Here is a 17467-nt window from a genome sequence, read left to right on the forward strand (position 1 = left end):
AATGAAAAAAATAATATTAATAATATTTCTGTTTTTCTCTTTAGTTTTAATAAACTCTTGTCAAAAGGAGTCTTTAGCAGAACTAAATATAGATCCAAATAATCCTTCTACAGTAAATATAGCTTTATCATTTACTGCAGCAGAAGATTATATACTTTATAGATATGGAAGGTTTACAAATGCATCAGATTGGGATTGTTGGGCAGGTTTATTTGTTCAAACATTTGCAGGAAATCATGGTAGTGGTATTAATTTTGATCAATATGATGTTAGAAATAATGACGCTTTTTGGGCCAGATGGTATGATGGTCTTTTAGATTTTCAAGATGTAATTACTAGGGGGGCTGAATTAGAAGCCTGGGATCATGTTGGAGCAAGTAAAGTTATTTCTGCATTGGCTTTAGGTTCTTTAACTAGTTGGTATGGAGATATACCTTGGTCTGAAGCTCTTAAGGGCTCAGAAATACCTTTGCCTAAATATGATACTCAAGAGGAAATATACCAAGCTATTTTTACTTTGTTGGATGGAGCAATAGGAGATTTTAATAAAACATCACTTGTTACTATGGGATCTGAAGATATTGCTTACAATGGCGATATTGATAAGTGGAAAGCTTTAGCATATGCACTTAAGGCAAGGTACGAAAATCATTTTAGTGTTAAAGATCCTTCTGGTTCAGCCACTAGAGCTTTAGCTGCTGTTCAACAAGCAAAAACCTTAGGATTTACAAGCTTCGAGTATGATTTGAAATTTACTTATGATAATACAGGTGAATACCAAAACGGATGGTATGATATGTATGAGAACAATCAAATGATTGCTTCAGAATCATTTATGAATTTATTACTAAACACAAATGATCCAAGACGTTTAGCTTATTGGAATGATATAGAAGTATCTGGCTCTGTTGTTGGCTTTAATGGTAAGCAAAGTGGTTTTGGAACTTCAAATATTAGTTATTCTCCAATAGGACCTAAAGGGTTTTACGGTAGTGCAACATCGCCTCAGTTAATTATGACTCATTTTGAATTGTTGTTTATTGAAGCAGAAGCAGAATTTAGATTAAACGGTGCTACAACTGTAGCTGCCACAGCTCTTAATAATGCTATCAAAGCTCAATTAGATTTAGTAGAACCAAATGACTCAGATTATTTAGAAGAGTATTTGGTATTAAAGCCTGACTATATAGCAAATTTTGCAAGTGAAACTAGTGCAACTGTAACTTTAGAAAAAATTATGACTGAAAAGTATAAAGCTATGGTTACAATGAATGGTGAAGCATGGGTAGATGCAAGAAGACATGATTATCAATACCCAAGTTATTTAGATATTCCTGTAACACAACAAGAGAATCCTGTTGCTAATCAATTTATACAACGAGTGCTTTATCCGCAAGAAGAAATTAGTACGAATTCAAATACACCTACTACGGTAACTATATTTGATAAACTTTGGATTTTTAAACCATAAAAATAATAACATGAAAAATATTAAAACATATATATTCTTAATAATTACAATAATGCTTTATGCATGTGTTGTTGAAAACGGTGAAAACCCTTACTATACACCTGGTGAATTTGGTATTTATCCAGATTATGTAGCAGGATCGAACTCGGTATATAATTTATTAGATCCATCAAACTCTAAAGTAGATTTTAAAATTAATGCTTCAGAATCTGGAGGAGATGTTGCAGTTAGTGGAGAATTACATGCTGCAATAAATAGTGAGGAGTTTACTAAAATTTCAGATATTAGTAGTTTTCCAGTAAATATTAATCTTTCTTTAAATGAAGTTGTTACGGTACTATCTAAGAATATTTCTAGTTTAACAGGGGGTGACATTGTGAGGTTTAAAACTTTTTTTACTAATTCATTGGGAGATACTATAACATCTAGTAGTGTTTTTAATGCGGCAATTGTTTGTCCTCCAGTATCTGGTACTTATACTATAAACATGCAAGATGCTTATGGTGATGGTTGGCAAGGTGGAGGAATAAATTTTATTCTAGACGGAGATACAACTTTTATAACTTTGGATGATCCAAATGCCTCTAGTGGAACCGCTACGTTTGAGGTCACTTCAGGGTCTACTGCTTTAGTGTTAGAATATGTTGATGATAGTTATAATGAAGAAGTGTCGTTTCAAATATACGACCCTAATAATCAGTTAATCAATAGCTCATCAAATCCAAGTGCAGGTGTGTTATCTGTACCTTCTACATGTCCTTAATTTAGTGTGATATAAATTAAATAAAAAAGACTGTCAAAAGGCAGTCTTTTTTTATGTGATATATTTTTATTAAAGCTAAGTTTTCTTCTTCCTAAAACTAGCGACTACCAAAATTATCATACCAGTTGTTACCGATAAATCAGCCATATTAAAAATGCCAGTTCTTAAAAGATCTGTTATTCTTATATAAAAGAAATCTGTAACCGATCCAAAAACAACTCTATCAAAAACATTCGCAATACCACCGCCAATAATACTAGCAAAAGCAAATACCGACCATTTATCTAAGGTTTTATCTTTTAAAATATATCGTAAAATATAACCTAAAACTACAATAGGTAGAATAAGTAAAAGTATAATTCTTAAAGTAGGATTTAAATCGCTTCCCATACCAAGAAATGCACCTTCATTTTCTACATTATGAAGAGAAAAGTAGTTCCCAATAAGATGTATAACATCTTTTGAATCAATATAAGTTCTAACTAATATTTTAGAAAATTGATCTACAACAATTGTTAAAACAATAACAGTGATGATGTAGATAGTACGCTTCGTTAATTTCATATTACTTTTCAAAAGTTGCAGAAGCTGTTTCAGAGGCTCTGTTAATTTTCTTTACTAAACCTTGCAATACTTTACCAGGTCCAACTTCAGTAAATAGTGTGGCACCATCTTCAATCATTTGCTGTACAGATTGTGTCCAACGTACAGGCGCTGTTAGTTGAGAAATTAAATTTGCTTTAATAGCTGTTTCATCAGTTACAGCATTTGCTGTTACATTCTGATAAATAGGGCAGTTTGGTTTGCTAAACGTAGTGTTTTCAATAGCAGCTGCTAACTCTTCGCGAGCAGGTTCCATTAAAGGCGAATGAAAAGCACCACCAACAGGTAAAACTAAAGCACGACGTGCACCAGCTTCTTTCATACTTTCACAAGCTCTATTAATAGCATCAATTTCACCAGAAATTACTAATTGACCAGGACAGTTATAATTGGCAGCAACTACAATACCTTCGGTTTCTTTACAAATATTTTCAACAACAGCATCTTCTAAAGCTAAAACAGCAGCCATAGTACTTGGTTGTAATTCACAAGCTTTTTGCATAGCTAAAGCACGTTGCGAGACTAATTTTAAGCCGTCTTCAAAAGTTAAAGCGCCATTGGCAACTAAAGCCGAAAATTCGCCTAAAGAATGTCCTGCCACCATATCTGGCTTAAAGCTATCTCCTAAAGTTTTAGCTAGAATAACAGAATGTAAAAATATAGCAGGTTGCGTAACTTTCGTTTCTTTTAAAGCTTCTGCAGTACCTTCAAACATAATGTCTGTAATATGGAAACCAAGAATTTCATTGGCTTTTTCAAATAATTCTTGTGCTAAAGGAGCGTTTTCATAAAGGTCTAAACCCATTCCTGAGAATTGTGCACCTTGACCTGGAAATATATATGCGTTCATAGTTGGTTTATTTTTAGAGCTGCAAAAATAAGAATAAATCTTTTATTAGCACTATGTATTTGGGCGTTACCCATGGGTCGGGCTTTCCACTATATCTTTCTGCGAAGCAGTCCCGAACTTGTTTCGGGATCTCATTAACAAAGGTCTTAGTCTATCAAAGGATGTTTCAGATATAAATTTTCGCAAAAAGGATGCCGTTTCAATCCCTAACGCAAAACTAAGGTAGTAATCATCTTTTTTCCAAAAAGGCAACTTTCCAAATTAAAACATGTCGAAATTACAAACCAATAATCGCCGCTTCGGCACATCGCTCTCCGTCCATAGCTGCCGATACAATACCACCAGCATAACCACCACCTTCGCCACAGGGGAATAAGCCTTCTATTTGTGGGTGTGCTAATTGTTCGTTTCTAGGAATACAAACGGGCGATGAGGTTCTCGATTCTACACCAATAATATTAGCATCTTCGGTATAATAACCCTTCATTTTTTGTCCAAATGCTGCAAACCCTTTTCGTAATCTACTACCTATTAGTTTTGGTAAAAGCGAATGTAATGGCGCCGAATTTAAACCAGGCTGATAAGAGGTCGGGTTTAAATCTACCGATAATCTACCTTCAACAAAATCAGTCAATCGTTGTGCTGGTGCAACCTGACTTCGTCCACCTGCAGTAAATGCCATACGCTCTAAATTTTTCTGATATTCTAAACCTTTTAAAGGTCCAAATTGTTCGTATTTAGGCAAATCTCTATTCACATCTATTTCTACTACAATCCCCGAATTTGCAAATAAATTATTTCGTTTAGAAGGCGACATACCATTTACAACCACTTCGCCATTGGCAGTAGCTGCAGGTACAATAAATCCACCAGGGCACATACAAAAGGAGTACACACCACGTTCGTTTACTTGTTGAACCAAACTGTACGAAGCAGCAGGTAATAATTCATGACGATCGCCACTGCAATGGTATTGAATAGAATCAATAATATGTTGAGGATGCTCTACACGAACACCCATAGCAAACGATTTTGCTTCTAGAGCAATTTCCTTTTTATGAAGTAAATAAAAGATGTCTCTCGCAGAATGTCCGGTTGCTAAAATAACACGGTTGGCAACCATTTCTTCACCGTTCAAAAATTGAATGGCTTGTATTTTACCATTTTTTACGGTGAAGTCTGTAACGCGTGTTTCAAAATGAACCTCGCCACCATATTTTAAAATAGTTTCGCGAATATTTGTAACTACTTTTGGGAGTTTGTTTGTTCCAATATGGGGATGCGCATCCACCAAAATCTGGTCGGTAGCACCATGGTAAACTAAGTTTTCAAATATGCGTCTAACATCACCACGTTTTAAACTTCGGGTGTATAATTTACCATCGCTATAAGTTCCTGCTCCACCTTCGCCAAAGCAATAATTAGAATCTTCGTTTACAAAATGATCTTGATTTATAGCTTTTAAATCGCGACGACGGTCCTGAACATTTTTACCACGTTCTAAAACAATAGGTTTAAAACCAAGTTCTATACAACGCAAAGCGGCATACATTCCTGCAGGCCCAAAACCAATAATATGAATGGGTTTTGCTTTTGATACATCTTTATAATCAAATTTATATTCTGAAGTTTTTGGTAATACTTCTCTAATATAAACGGCGACTTTATAATTAAGAATGATTTTTGGTTTTCGAGCATCAATAGATTTTCGAAGTACTTTTACGCCTGTAATATCTTCTTTATCAATATCTAAAGCACGTGCCGATTTTATTATTAAAATATCACTGCGTTCTTCTTCTTTAAGTGTAATACGAAGTTGAAGTTCTTTTACCATAATGCGAAATTAAACAAATAGTCGCATTTAGATATTTATTTTCTTCAGATTTAGCTTTACAGTTAGATTTTTACTTGTTATTAATTCATTGTAAATAAGTGTTTTATGCTTTTCGCTGAATAAATAAAGTCTTTAATTTATTGATATTTAGTTAGTTAAAATATTATTTTTAATTAGTCTAAATAAGTATTGTGTATGAATATTTAGTTTTTTAGATTTGCCAAATAATTTATAATCAATCTAAATAGTAATGAAAAATACGCTTCGAATTTTATTAATAATCTTGTTTTTTGGAAATCAAATACATGCTCAAGAAACTAAAACTATTAACGGAAAAGTTTTATCTACATCAAAGCAACCTATTGAAGGTGCTACGCTTGTTATTGAACATTTAAATAAATACGCTGTTACTAATGCAAATGGAGAATTTAATTTTTCTGGATTAACAACGGGAACTTATAATTTAGTTGTTTCGCATGTTGCTTTTAATAGTAAAACAATAAGTCTAAACGTAAATGCTTCTTTTAATGAAAATCTGCCAGTAGTATATTTAAAAAGTGCCGATAATAAATTGAGTGAGGTTGTTATATCTGGTAGTATTTTAAACAAAACACCAAATGCAGGTAAAGCAGGAATTAAGGCTTTAGATTTACCTCAAAGTGTTGCTGTTATTTCATCTCAAACCTTAGAAAATCAACAAATTCAATCGTTAACAGATATTTTAAAGAATGCTAATGGTATATATATAAAAGGAACTACAGGTGGCTATCAAGAAGAGGTCGCTTCTAGAGGTTATGCCATGGGAAGTAGTAATACTTTTAAAAATGGTGTACGTTATTTTAATGGGATGATGACGGAAATAAGTGGAATTGAAAGTGTTGAAATATTAAAGGGTAGTGCAGCTATTTTATTCGGAAACGTTGAAGCTGGTGGTGTGTTAAATTTAATAACTAAAAAACCACGTTTCGACTTTGGTGGGAAAGTAGGTGTAACTTTTGGGAGTTTTAATTTAGTAAAACCAACGTTTGATGTTTATGGTGCTTTAAATGAATCAAAAACAGCAGCGTTTAGATTAAACGGATCGTATGCTTCAGCTGATAGTTTTAGAAAATTTGTGTCTTCAGAAACGTATTATTTCAATCCGTCGTTCCTTTTTAAATTAGGTAATAAAACAACCTTGTTGGTTGAAGCCGATTATACAAATGATTCTAGAACGCCAGATTTTGGTGCAGGAATTATTAATTATCAGTTGGTAGATTTGCCTAGAGATCAGTTTGTAGGTGTAAAATGGGGCTATTTTGATGGAGAGCAATTATCGGCAACCTTAACTTTAAATCACCAACTTTCAGATAACTGGGGCTTAACTTATATTAACTCATTTCGTCATTATAATACCGATATGTTTACTAATACAAGACCTAATACATCAGGTGGAACTGTTGGAGCAGATGGACTTTGGAAACGAAACATACAACAACGCGATTATGTAAATAACTATAATTTAAATCAAATAGATTTAAAAGGATTGTTTAATACAGGAAAAATAAAACATCAATTTTTATTTGGTGCCGATGTAGAAAACTATAAAACTAAAGATACAAGGTTTAATAGGTTGACTGCAGCTAATAATAACGGACAAGCTTATTACGATGAAATAAATATTTTTAATCCAGATTACAATAGTTTTAGCGATTTTAAGCCAACACTTACCAAAAATAGATTTACAACGACACCTGTTTCAAGGTTTGGAATATACGTTCAAGATTTAATAGAAATTAATAAATACCTTAAGGTTTTAGCTGGTGTACGTTATACATACCAAGATACAGAAAGTGATGTGTATACATTTTCAAATGATACGAATGCTGTTACTAATTTGTATGATGATGCTTTTACACCAAGATTCGGACTTATAATTCAGCCTACAAAACATCAATCTATTTTTGCTAGTTATTCTAATTCTTTTGATACTAATACGGGGTTAGATGTTGATGGTAATGCCTTAGATCCTTCTTTAATAGATCAGTTTGAATTAGGTGTGAAAAACGAATTATTCAATAATAAGCTCTTTTTAAATGTAACAGGATACATTATTAAAAATAGTAATTTGGCACAAACATCGTTTGCAAACGGAAATACCGATAACAATATTAAAGAATTAGCAGGATCTACAGAAAGTAAAGGTGTTGAAATAGATTTTACCGCATATCCTGCAAAAGGATTACGAATATTGGCAGGTTATAGTTTTAATGAAATGAAATATACAAAGTCTAATATTTATGTTGAAGGTAGTTTGTTAAGATATAACCCAAAGCATACAGCTAATTTAAGTGCAAATTATAATTTTGAAACAGGTGCTTTATCAGGTTTAAATATTGGATTAATAAACACGTATTTTGGAAAACGTTTTGCTGGTCGTTCGTTTAGATTAACCGTTCCAGGTGATAATAGATTACTAATTCCTTTATCAGATTACTTCCAGTTTGATGCTACATTATCTTATACTATTAAAAGCTTCGATATTCGTGCTAAGTTAGCAAACATTGGAAATGCTTTAAATTATAATGTGCATGATGATAATAGTATAAATCCAATTGCTCCAAGAAATTATTCGGTTTCTGTAAGTTATAAATTTTAAAAAACTGAAACATTCATATAGTCATAGAAATATGGTTGTATGAATGTTTTTTATTTAAAAACATATGAAGACAAAACAGCTAAGAGCTATTCATAGAGATTTAGGCTATTTTTATGTCGGACTCATAATTTCATTTGCTTTTTCTGGCATTTTAATGAATCACCGTAGCACATGGCATCCTGATAAATATACAACGGAGATTAAGGAGATTCAAGTGCAATTACCTGAAAATAAAAGTGATATTTCTGATGGATTCGTTAAAAATTTAGCAAAAGATTTACAGATAGAGGATAAACTAAAAAGACACATGCTAAGAAGAGGAACGTTACGTGTCATGTTTAATAATACCGATGTAGAAATTGATGTAAAAACAGGAAAAGGTGAAATAATTTCGTTTATAAAAACACCATTTATTAGTCAAACCATGACGCTGCATAAAACCAATTCTAATTGGTGGATTTATTATTCAGATATTTTTGGAATTTCCTTAATTATTATAGCTGTTACAGGTATATTACTTATAAATAAAGGAAAGTTTTCTTTTAAGAATCGAGGTTGGAAATTGGCTCTAGCAGGTCTTGTGTTTCCAATTGTGTTTTTGCTGTGCTTTTTGTGAAAAAAAATGAATCACTTATTTAATTTTTAAGGAAGGAGGATTTAGATATTCTTTAAAAAAACTATAAAGCGTATTTAAATCTTTTGATGTTTGAGGTACTGAATGTCCTGTTCCGTAATTAATAAGTGTTGAGGTGGGTACTTTTAGCGAATCTAATTTTGCTTTTAAATGTATAAATTGATCTTGATAATAAGGCGCATCATCTTTATTGTGAAAAAAAAGAGTAGGAGCTGTAGCAGATGATTCAACTAAATAAGAAGCTCCCATAGTGTTCCATAGTTCAAAATTATCTTCTAGATTACCCCAAGCCCATTCGCATCGAGTTTCTAAGTTAGAATCGCCATCATCTGAAGCATTGTAAATTTTGGTATAATCAAAAACACCAGGGCCTAAAGCAGCTGCTTGTATGGCATCAGAAATACCTATATTAAAACCTGTATTTTCAAATTCAGAAACAGATTTGTCACCAATAGCTAAAGATCCAGCAGTAGAGCCTCTAGAAAATCCGTAAACACCAATGTTTCCAGATACCCCTAATTCATCACTCATTTTACGTAAAGTACGAATGGCAGACTTTACTTTTTGAGCGGCATCAGGATTTGTTTGATATGATTTATAGGTGTCGTTTTTACCATTTACAGGTTTGCCACTTCCCCAAGGACAATATTTTGGATGATCGGCAATAGCCCAAGCCATTCCATGTGCAGGTAAACCTTCTAAAAAAGAATCGTTAAAACCAGCAAAAGTATAAGGTAAAAACAGTCTTAAATCTTTATGAGCATCAGTAAGTTTTTCTTTGTCACTATCATAGGTGGCGTAACTGTTGCTGTATGAAAAAGATAAAATAGTAGGGGGTTTTACTTTCGGGTTTGCAGGATAGATAATATCCATACGTAATTCATCGCCTTCTACATATTCTTTAGGTGTGTTATAAACTTTAGGATTGTCTATAAAATAAGGTACATCTCGAGAAATTCTATAGCCTTCAAATAATATATAAGATTTGTTAAGCGAACAGTTAGTGAAGTTGCAGAATAATTTATTTGAAATGGCCTTGTTAATTGCAATAATGTCTTTGTTTATGTTTGTTGCTGAAGCTTTTTTATCGTGATTATAATCTAGTTCTATAACCCGATATCCTTGAGATAATAACCAAGCGACATCTTCTCTATTTGTATTCTGACCTATTTTCTCAAATCCTAAATTTTTAAGATATACAATGGTTATATTATTGCCTGTAAAATCTTTTTTTGGTGATTTAGATTCTGTTGCAGTATAATTAATATTATTTTCAGTTGTTATACTCAACCATTTACCTGTACTAGCACATGAATTAAGTGATAAAAATAGAAGTATATAGCCAAGGCAAACTATTTGAAATCTTGAAGTTGTCATTTATAAAATTTAGTAAAAAGATAAAGAAACTATTTTCTTTCGTAAGTTAAAAACGAAAACTCATAGTCATGTTTTTCATCTTTTTTATGAAATTTGTTGGCTGTTTCTTTCCAAATAGTAGTATCTATTTTTGGAAAAAATGTATCAGCTTCAAAGTTTTCATGTACTCTTGTTAATTCTATTTTAGTAGCAATATGCATAGCTTGTTTGTAAATTTCTCCACCACCTATAATAAAAGGTTGCAATTCGTTTTTTGTTACATCAATTGCGGCTTCTAAACTGTTAACAACAATAACGCCTTCTGGCACTTTGTAGTCTGTTTGTCTAGTAATAACTACGTGAGTTCTATTTGGTAGTGGTTTAGGAAAACTTTCAAAAGTTTTACGCCCCATAATAATATGATGACCGTTTGTTAAGGCTTTAAAACGTTTTAAATCATCACTTAAATGCCAAATTAGTTTATTTCCTTTTCCAATGGCATCATTTTCTGCAGCAGCTACAATAATAGTAAGTTCAGAAGTGTTTTTTGGATTAAGCGATTCGTTATAAATTTCACTTTGTGCAATATGTGGTACTTCTTTTTTTAGTTCTGTTTTAAGCTTTTCTATTTTAACTTGTTGTTGCGCAACTAATTTATCTAGTTGTTTTTGTTCCCAGGCTTTTCCCATGAATTTATGAGTAATAAAAACATTAAAAACATGATAGATAAATAAGAATAACCAAATAAGAATAGCATATAAAAACCACTCTTTACCAAGAATTTTAAAATCCTCACCAATACCTAAGACGGTATTAGCTAATATTAAAAAAACTGCACCAATTAAGAATATTACAAAGTGAATGTATAAATTCTTTTTTTGTTTGATGCGTTTTTGAGCATTTTGAATAAGCTCTAATTGCTCTTTATCTATTTGTGGTGTGTCTTTCTTTTTTCCGAACATAATACTAAAATAATGAATGTAAAGTTAAAGCTTTTTAACGACATGATTATGATAAAAATATTGCTTCAAATATATTGAAATAGCGAAAACGTTTTCGTTTAAAAAGCCTTGAAAATCAGTGAAAAAGAAGGTTTTAATGCTAAGAATAATACAAAATACTTCTTGATTTTTTTAAATACATCAAATTAACACAAGACAATATTAATAAATTGATAATTCTTTATGCTTAAGACTTTAAAATGAACTTCCTCGGGAATTGTTTTATAAATTTGTAATATAAACAACACACAAAATATTTGAATTATGGCTATTAAAAAACAATACTTAAAAAGCAAACCAGTTTGTAAAGTTACTTTTTCTATTCTTGCTGAAGATGCAAAAAAAGTTTCTGTAGTTGGAAATTTTAATGAATGGAATGCTAAGTCTGCTCCATTAAAAAAATTAAAAAACGGAACTTTTAAAGGAACAATAGATTTAGAAACAGAGAAATCTTATGAGTTTAAATATTTAATAGATGAAACTGTTTATGCTAATGATGAAGCTGCAGATGCTTACGCGTGGAGTGATTTTGCTTCAGCAGATAATAGTGTAGTAAATGTTTAGTTAAATCCTAATAAATTAAACAAAAAAGGGCTTTCTTATTGAGAGTCCTTTTTAATTCTACTTCTTCTTCTTCTTTCTTTTTAATTTTTTTGAGCTATTATCAACCATAAAATTAATTGGTATAGAGTAAGGTACTGTTACAGGTTTGCCTCTTTGTATTCCAGGTCTTTCCATGTCTGGAATTAATTTTATAACACGAATAGCTTCTTTTTCAAGTTCATAATGTGGTGCACTTGACCTAATTCCTGTAACTTTTCCATATTTGTCAATTTTAAAAATCACATTAATTTTTACTAATCCATCAGGTAAACCAATCTTATTTGCTATTTTGATATTGAAGTTTTTTGAGATAAGGTTTGAAATTTTATAACTCATGCATTTTTTTAATTCTGCATTAGAAAGCGTTTTGTCACAACCTTTATAAACAGGAACATTTTCAATTACCTCATAAACAGTCTCTGGGTTTTCTTTTGTTTCATTTTCTTGTGCTATAATAGAAGTGCTAATGAAAATTAATAGTAATGTGTATATGTTTTTCATTTTATTTTTATACTGCAACAGCACCTTTAATGTGTGGATGCGGATTATAATCTTCTAGTGTAAAATCGTCGAAAGTAAAATCAAAAATATCTTTTACTTCAGGATTTATTTTCATTTTTGGTAAGGGGCGTATATCTCTAGATAATTGTAATTCCAATTGTTCAAAATGATTGCTATATATATGAGCATCGCCAAAGGTGTGGATAAATTCTCCAGCTTCATAACCACAAACTTGAGCCATCATCATGGTGAATAAGGCATATGATGCAATATTAAAAGGTACACCTAAAAAGATGTCGGCACTTCGTTGATAAAGTTGACATGATAATTTCCCGTTGGCAACATAAAATTGAAAAAAGGCATGACAAGGAGGAAGCGCAGCTTTTCCATTCGCTACATTTTCATCAAATGATTTTGAAGTGTCGGGAAGCACTGAAGGATTCCATGCAGATACTAACATTCTACGACTATTCGGGTTGTTTTTTAAAGTATCAATAACCTCTTTTATTTGGTCTACTTCATCACTATTCCAATTACGCCATTGGTGACCGTAAACAGGACCAAGGTCTCCCTTTTTATCGGCCCAATCATTCCAGATGCGTACACCATTTTCAGTAAGGTATTTAATATTAGTATCGCCTTTTAAAAACCAAAGCAGTTCGTAAATAATAGATTTTAAGTGTAATTTTTTTGTAGTTACCATAGGGAAACCTTCACTTAAATCAAATCGCATTTGATAACCAAAAACGCTTTTAGTTCCCGTTCCTGTTCTATCTCCTTTTTCGTTTCCGTTCTCTATAACGTGTTTTACTAAGTCGTGATATTGCTGCATACTATTTCCTGCGGAGGCAGGAATCTTATTAAATTAAACTGAAATTTTATTGAAGTTAAAAATAAAAAAAAAGCATCAAGTTTTCGAGTTTGATATTTCAATATATAATAAAGTTATTAACTATATTATTTATTGAAAATATAATTTTTTCATATAAGCAGATTAGATGTTATCCAATAATCATTCCTGCTATTGTTGCAGAAATAAGTGAAGCAATAGTACCTCCAATTAAAGCTTTCATGCCAAATTTAGATAAGGTTTTTCGTTGCCCAGGAGCTAAGGAACCAATACCTCCAATTTGAATACCAATAGAAGCAAAATTCGCAAAGCCACATAGCATATAAGTTGCCATGATTATTGATTTTTCATAGGTTAAATGGATTGAGTTTCCTGCGTTTTTTAAATCGGCTAATTGAATATACCCAATAAACTCACTGGCTGCTAATTTAATCCCTAAAAGTTGTCCCATAAGCGCCATGTCTTCACTTGCAACTCCAATAAGCCACATTAGAGGCGCAAAGGCATATCCTAAAATAAGTTCTAGAGATAGGCTTTCATAAGATGTATTGCTTGCAACCCAATCATTAATAGAAGTAATATCTCCAACCCAACCTAGAATGCCATTAAACATGGCAATAAAAGCTACAAACACTAAAAGCATAGCGCCAACATTTACAGCAAGTTTAAGTCCTTCGGTAGTACCATTGGCAATAGCATCTAAAAAGTTAGAACCAATTTTATCTTGAGATACAGAAACATCTGTGTTTACATCTTCGGTTTGTGGGAACAATATTTTTGAAATAACAATGGCTCCAGGAGCTGCCATAACAGAAGCTGCTAAAAGGTGTTTTGCATAAAACAATCTAAGTACTGGGTCATCACCTCCTAAAAAACCAATATATGCTGCTAGTACTGCACCAGCAACGGTTGCCATACCACCAATCATGACTAAAAGCATTTCAGACTTATTCATTTTTTCTAAATAAGCCTTAATTAAAAGAGGTGCTTCAGTTTGTCCTAAAAAAATATTTCCAGCAACACTTAAACTTTCTGCTCCTGATATTTTTAAAGCTTTAGAAAGTAACCAAGCCATTGCTTTTACAACCTTTTGAATAATACCTAAGTAGAATAATACAGAGGTTAAGGCTGAAAAGAATATAATAGTTGGTAATACTTGAAAGGCAAAAATGAATCCGAAAGTATCCATATCTACTACTAAGCCTTCAAATAAAAATTTACTTCCAGCTCTAGTAAATTCTAATACTTGTACAAATAATCCTCCTATAAATTCAAAGATGGTTTTTACAAATTCAACTTTTAAAACACCTATGGCAATTAATAATTGAAAAGCCAGACCAATACCAACAATTTTCCAATTAATAGCTTTTCTATTACTAGAAAAAAGAAAGGCTACAAAAATAAGAGATAGCATGCCTAAAATACCACGCCATAAACTGTTAATGCTAAAGCCTTGGCTAGGAATTATAGAAGCGGTATTTGTTTTTATATCAACTGATTCATTGGTGTTTTGAATAGTTAATTCTGTGTTATTATGAATTGAATCTGTTACTGCAGTTTGAATTGTTGAAACATTTTCTACAGAATCTATCTGGACTGTTTTATCTAAATCTTGCGCTATGATTGTTGAAGTTGAAACTAAAAATATAACAGCAAAAAATAAAAACAGTTTTTTCATAATTTAAATAAGGTTATCCTCGTTTGGAGATTTCATCACGAATATTTGCTGCCTTTTCATAATCTTCATTAGCAACGGCTTCGTTTAATAGGTTGTGGAGTTCTTCTAAGGTTTTTCCTTTGAAGTTTTCGCTTGGTTCATTTGGTTCTAATTCGTTTGCAACCAACTCATCCATTAAAATACTATCTTGATTTTCGGTATCTTCATCTTCCTTTTCAGGATTCACTTTTAAGTAAATACCAGCTTTATCAAGTATGTTTTTATAAGTAAAAATAGGTGCTTGAAAGCGAAGTGCTAAAGCAATAGCATCACTGGTTCTTGCATCAATTATTTCTTCAATTTTATCGCGTTCGCAAATTAAACTAGAATAAAAAACACCATCAACCAATTTGTGAATAATAACTTGTTTTACAACAATATCAAATCGATCTGCAAAATTTTTAAATAAGTCGTGAGTTAAAGGTCTTGGTGGACTAATTTCTTTTTCTAAAGCTATAGCTATAGATTGTGCCTCAAAAGCACCAATAACTATTGGTAGTTTACGATCACCATCTTCTTCATTTAAAATCAAGGCGTATGCGCCATTTTGAGTTTGGCTATACGATATGCCTTTTATGTTTAATTTTACTAAGCTCATAATTTATGAAAACGCAAAGAACTGTTTAAATTAGGACTTTACCAAACTGCCTTAGGCAGATTTATGAATAAAAATGCTAATTTAAGCAGTTCAATACTAAACCAACTAATTTATGAAAAATAATTTATTGTTGAGCTTTAAATACTTTTAATTTTTCGATGAGTTGCGGTACAACTTTAAAAGCATCACCAACAACACCGTAGTCTGCAGCTTTAAAGAAAGGCGCTTCGGCATCTGTATTTATAACCACTTTTACTTTTGATGCGTTTATACCAGCTAAATGCTGAATGGCTCCAGAAATTCCAATGGCAATGTATAAATTAGAGGCTACAGGTTTTCCTGTTTGCCCTACGTGTTCGCTATGCGGTCTCCAACCTAAATCTGATACGGGTTTAGAGCATGCTGTTGCAGCACCTAAAGTATCGGCTAATTCTTCAATCATACCCCAGTTTTCAGGACCTTTTAATCCGCGACCTCCAGAAACTACAATATCAGCATCTGCAATAGTTACTTTGTCGGTTGCTCTGTCTACAGATTCAACACTAACTCCTAAATTTGAAATAGAAGGCGAAAAGTCTTCCGCGGAAGCGCTACCAGTATTTTCAACTAACCCGAATGAATTATTTGAAACACCTACTATTTTAACATCGGTATTTATTTGTAAAGTTTCAAAAGCTTTATTAGTGAAAGCTGTACGTTTAACTGTAAAAGGAGAAACGCTTGTTGGTGCTTCAATAACATTTGAGGCATAACCCGCATTTAATCCAACCGCTAAAAGAGGTGCTAAGTATTTGCTGTTTGCACTAGAACTTACAACGACCACTTTTGTGTCTTCTTTTTCGGCAGCTTGTTTAATAGCTTCGGCGTAACCGCTAGCATTAAATGTTTCTAATGCTGTGTTTTTTATGTTTAAAATTTTATCAACTCCGTAGTTTCCTAATGCTGAAGCGTCATCAACATTAATAGCAACTGCCGTAACTGTTGTTCCTAATTGATTAGCAACTGCTTTAGCATAAGATGCTACTTCTAAAGCTGTTTTTTTTAATGCTCCTTGTTCTGATTCTGTATATACTAAAACTGACATGCTTTATTTTTGTTTTTCATCCTGAACTTGCATTCAGGATCTAATTTATCTTTCTGTTAATTTTAAAAAGATTCCGAAACGAGTTCGGAATGATTTAGCAACTTAAATTACTTTAGCTTCATTGTGAAGTAAGTTAATTAACTCGTCTAAATTATCTGGTGATACTAATTTTACAGCGCCTTTTGGTGCTGGTTTTTCAAAAGAAACAGAGTTTGTCTCTGTATTAGTTTCTATAGGTTCTGCAACGGTTAATGGTTTTTTTCGAGCCATCATAATACCTCGCATATTAGGTATGCGTAAATCACTTTCTTCTACAAGTCCTTTTTGACCACCTATTACTAATGGTAAACTTGTAGATACGGTTTCTTTACCGCCATCAATTTCTCTAATAGCTTTTGCCTCTGTACCATCTACTTCAAGGTTAATGCAGTTATTTACAAAATTAGCTTGTAATAATCCAGCTATCATTCCAGGAACCATGCCGCCATTATAATCTATAGATTCACGACCAGCAATAATTAAATCGTAACCACCTTCTTTAGCAACATTGGCTAATTGTTTTGCAACAGAAAAAGCATCGCTTGCTGGTGTGTTTACACGTATAGCAGCATCTGCTCCAATAGCTAAAGCTTTTCTTAGCGTAGGTTCGGTTTCTGCACCTCCAACATTTATAACGGTAACATTTGCACCTTGTTTTTCTTTAAACCACATGGCACGTGTTAAGCCAAATTCATCATTTGGATTAATAACAAACTGCACACCATTGGTGTCAAACTTAGTGTCTCCATCGGTAAAATTAATCTTTGATGTGGTGTCTGGAACGTGACTAATACACACTAATATTTTCATAATATTTATATCTTAAATGACTTAGTTTTTACTAATATGCGAAGTTAATTATTTTATTCTGATTATTTACTATGCATGCATAGTAAATTTGTAAAATTTTGTATTAATGAGATTA

At 32.2% G+C, this 17467-nt stretch carries 16 protein-coding genes; 5 read left to right on the plus strand and 11 right to left on the minus strand.

The window, feature by feature from the left end; genetic code table 11:
- The first annotated feature begins 1 nt into the window (after position 1).
- Complete coding sequence (locus tag ACH5TX_RS09430; protein ID WP_439339250.1) at positions 2 to 1471, plus strand: SusD/RagB family nutrient-binding outer membrane lipoprotein; 1470 nt, start codon at positions 2 to 4, stop codon at positions 1469 to 1471.
- Between the two features lie 10 nt (positions 1472 to 1481).
- Positions 1482 to 2234, plus strand: coding sequence for a hypothetical protein (locus tag ACH5TX_RS09435; protein ID WP_439339251.1), 753 nt, complete (start codon positions 1482 to 1484; stop codon positions 2232 to 2234).
- A 75-nt stretch (positions 2235 to 2309) separates the two neighbouring features.
- Here the strand turns inward: ACH5TX_RS09435 and lspA are convergent, their stop codons facing one another.
- The 3 genes from lspA to ACH5TX_RS09450 form a co-directional block, all read right to left on the minus strand.
- The gene (gene lspA, locus ACH5TX_RS09440) at positions 2310 to 2798 is read right to left on the minus strand and encodes a signal peptidase II (RefSeq protein ID WP_439339252.1); all 489 of its coding nucleotides are present in this window, start codon (positions 2796 to 2798) and stop codon (positions 2310 to 2312) included.
- Position 2799: 1 nt separating this feature from the next.
- On the minus strand, positions 2800 to 3687 hold the full coding sequence (gene fabD, locus ACH5TX_RS09445) for an ACP S-malonyltransferase (RefSeq protein WP_439339253.1): 888 nt from the start codon (positions 3685 to 3687) through the stop codon (positions 2800 to 2802).
- A 277-nt stretch (positions 3688 to 3964) separates the two neighbouring features.
- Complete coding sequence (locus tag ACH5TX_RS09450) at positions 3965 to 5521, minus strand: NAD(P)/FAD-dependent oxidoreductase (protein ID WP_439339254.1); 1557 nt, start codon at positions 5519 to 5521, stop codon at positions 3965 to 3967.
- 250 nt (positions 5522 to 5771) lie between these two features.
- Between ACH5TX_RS09450 and ACH5TX_RS09455 the strand changes: the two genes are divergently transcribed.
- Positions 5772 to 8159 (plus strand): TonB-dependent siderophore receptor, encoded by a 2388-nt coding sequence (locus ACH5TX_RS09455; protein WP_439339255.1) that lies wholly within the window; start codon positions 5772 to 5774, stop codon positions 8157 to 8159.
- A 64-nt stretch (positions 8160 to 8223) separates the two neighbouring features.
- Positions 8224 to 8775 (plus strand): PepSY-associated TM helix domain-containing protein, encoded by a 552-nt coding sequence (locus tag ACH5TX_RS09460; RefSeq protein ID WP_439339256.1) that lies wholly within the window; start codon positions 8224 to 8226, stop codon positions 8773 to 8775.
- Positions 8776 to 8790: 15 nt separating this feature from the next.
- On the opposite strand, the gene ACH5TX_RS09465 is transcribed toward ACH5TX_RS09460, so the two are convergent.
- Together ACH5TX_RS09465 and ACH5TX_RS09470 are read right to left on the minus strand one after the other, a co-directional pair.
- Positions 8791 to 10170: an alpha/beta hydrolase family protein gene (locus tag ACH5TX_RS09465; RefSeq protein ID WP_439339257.1), complete on the minus strand. Its 1380-nt coding sequence runs from the start codon at positions 10168 to 10170 to the stop codon at positions 8791 to 8793.
- 29 nt (positions 10171 to 10199) lie between these two features.
- Complete coding sequence (locus tag ACH5TX_RS09470; protein ID WP_439339258.1) at positions 10200 to 11111, minus strand: dihydrofolate reductase; 912 nt, start codon at positions 11109 to 11111, stop codon at positions 10200 to 10202.
- A gap of 303 nt (positions 11112 to 11414) precedes the next feature.
- Between ACH5TX_RS09470 and ACH5TX_RS09475 the strand changes: the two genes are divergently transcribed.
- The gene (locus ACH5TX_RS09475) at positions 11415 to 11714 is read left to right on the plus strand and encodes an isoamylase early set domain-containing protein (protein ID WP_439339259.1); all 300 of its coding nucleotides are present in this window, start codon (positions 11415 to 11417) and stop codon (positions 11712 to 11714) included.
- Between the two features lie 57 nt (positions 11715 to 11771).
- Here ACH5TX_RS09475 and ACH5TX_RS09480 read toward each other — a convergent pair whose 3' ends face one another.
- The 6 genes from ACH5TX_RS09480 to ACH5TX_RS09505 form a co-directional block, all read right to left on the minus strand.
- A complete protein-coding gene (locus tag ACH5TX_RS09480) occupies positions 11772 to 12254 on the minus strand; it encodes an energy transducer TonB (protein ID WP_439339260.1) in 483 nt (160 codons plus the stop codon).
- A 7-nt stretch (positions 12255 to 12261) separates the two neighbouring features.
- Positions 12262 to 13086 carry a thymidylate synthase gene (locus ACH5TX_RS09485; RefSeq protein WP_439339261.1) on the minus strand — a complete coding sequence of 275 codons (825 nt, stop codon included), beginning with the start codon at positions 13084 to 13086 and terminating at the stop codon, positions 12262 to 12264.
- Positions 13087 to 13255: 169 nt separating this feature from the next.
- Entirely contained in the window at positions 13256 to 14782 is a 1527-nt protein-coding gene (locus tag ACH5TX_RS09490; RefSeq protein ID WP_439339262.1) for a NupC/NupG family nucleoside CNT transporter, read from the minus strand.
- Positions 14783 to 14795: 13 nt separating this feature from the next.
- Positions 14796 to 15419, minus strand: a complete 624-nt coding sequence (locus ACH5TX_RS09495; protein WP_439339263.1) for a bifunctional nuclease family protein — start codon at positions 15417 to 15419, stop codon at positions 14796 to 14798.
- 124 nt (positions 15420 to 15543) lie between these two features.
- A complete protein-coding gene (locus ACH5TX_RS09500; protein ID WP_439339264.1) occupies positions 15544 to 16503 on the minus strand; it encodes an electron transfer flavoprotein subunit alpha/FixB family protein in 960 nt (319 codons plus the stop codon).
- Between the two features lie 102 nt (positions 16504 to 16605).
- A complete protein-coding gene (locus ACH5TX_RS09505) occupies positions 16606 to 17352 on the minus strand; it encodes an electron transfer flavoprotein subunit beta/FixA family protein (RefSeq protein WP_439339265.1) in 747 nt (248 codons plus the stop codon).
- Positions 17353 to 17467: the final 115 nt, after the last annotated feature.

It is taken from the genome of Thalassobellus citreus (assembly GCF_044385915.1).
Classification (GTDB): Bacteria; Bacteroidota; Bacteroidia; order Flavobacteriales; family Flavobacteriaceae; genus Thalassobellus; species Thalassobellus citreus.

Coding starts and splice junctions, on each gene's coding strand:
- ACH5TX_RS09435 (WP_439339251.1), top strand. CDS start 1,482: ATGAAAAATATTAAAACATATATATTCTTAATAATTACAATAATGCTT.
- ACH5TX_RS09500 (WP_439339264.1), bottom strand. CDS start 16,503: ATGTCAGTTTTAGTATATACAGAATCAGAACAAGGAGCATTAAAAAAA.
- ACH5TX_RS09430 (WP_439339250.1), top strand. CDS start 2: ATGAAAAAAATAATATTAATAATATTTCTGTTTTTCTCTTTAGTTTTA.
- ACH5TX_RS09465 (WP_439339257.1), bottom strand. CDS start 10,170: ATGACAACTTCAAGATTTCAAATAGTTTGCCTTGGCTATATACTTCTA.
- lspA (WP_439339252.1), bottom strand. CDS start 2,798: ATGAAATTAACGAAGCGTACTATCTACATCATCACTGTTATTGTTTTA.
- ACH5TX_RS09485 (WP_439339261.1), bottom strand. CDS start 13,086: ATGCAGCAATATCACGACTTAGTAAAACACGTTATAGAGAACGGAAAC.
- ACH5TX_RS09495 (WP_439339263.1), bottom strand. CDS start 15,419: ATGAGCTTAGTAAAATTAAACATAAAAGGCATATCGTATAGCCAAACT.
- ACH5TX_RS09480 (WP_439339260.1), bottom strand. CDS start 12,254: ATGAAAAACATATACACATTACTATTAATTTTCATTAGCACTTCTATT.
- ACH5TX_RS09470 (WP_439339258.1), bottom strand. CDS start 11,111: ATGTTCGGAAAAAAGAAAGACACACCACAAATAGATAAAGAGCAATTA.
- ACH5TX_RS09505 (WP_439339265.1), bottom strand. CDS start 17,352: ATGAAAATATTAGTGTGTATTAGTCACGTTCCAGACACCACATCAAAG.
- ACH5TX_RS09450 (WP_439339254.1), bottom strand. CDS start 5,521: ATGGTAAAAGAACTTCAACTTCGTATTACACTTAAAGAAGAAGAACGC.
- ACH5TX_RS09460 (WP_439339256.1), top strand. CDS start 8,224: ATGAAGACAAAACAGCTAAGAGCTATTCATAGAGATTTAGGCTATTTT.
- ACH5TX_RS09490 (WP_439339262.1), bottom strand. CDS start 14,782: ATGAAAAAACTGTTTTTATTTTTTGCTGTTATATTTTTAGTTTCAACT.
- ACH5TX_RS09475 (WP_439339259.1), top strand. CDS start 11,415: ATGGCTATTAAAAAACAATACTTAAAAAGCAAACCAGTTTGTAAAGTT.
- ACH5TX_RS09455 (WP_439339255.1), top strand. CDS start 5,772: ATGAAAAATACGCTTCGAATTTTATTAATAATCTTGTTTTTTGGAAAT.
- fabD (WP_439339253.1), bottom strand. CDS start 3,687: ATGAACGCATATATATTTCCAGGTCAAGGTGCACAATTCTCAGGAATG.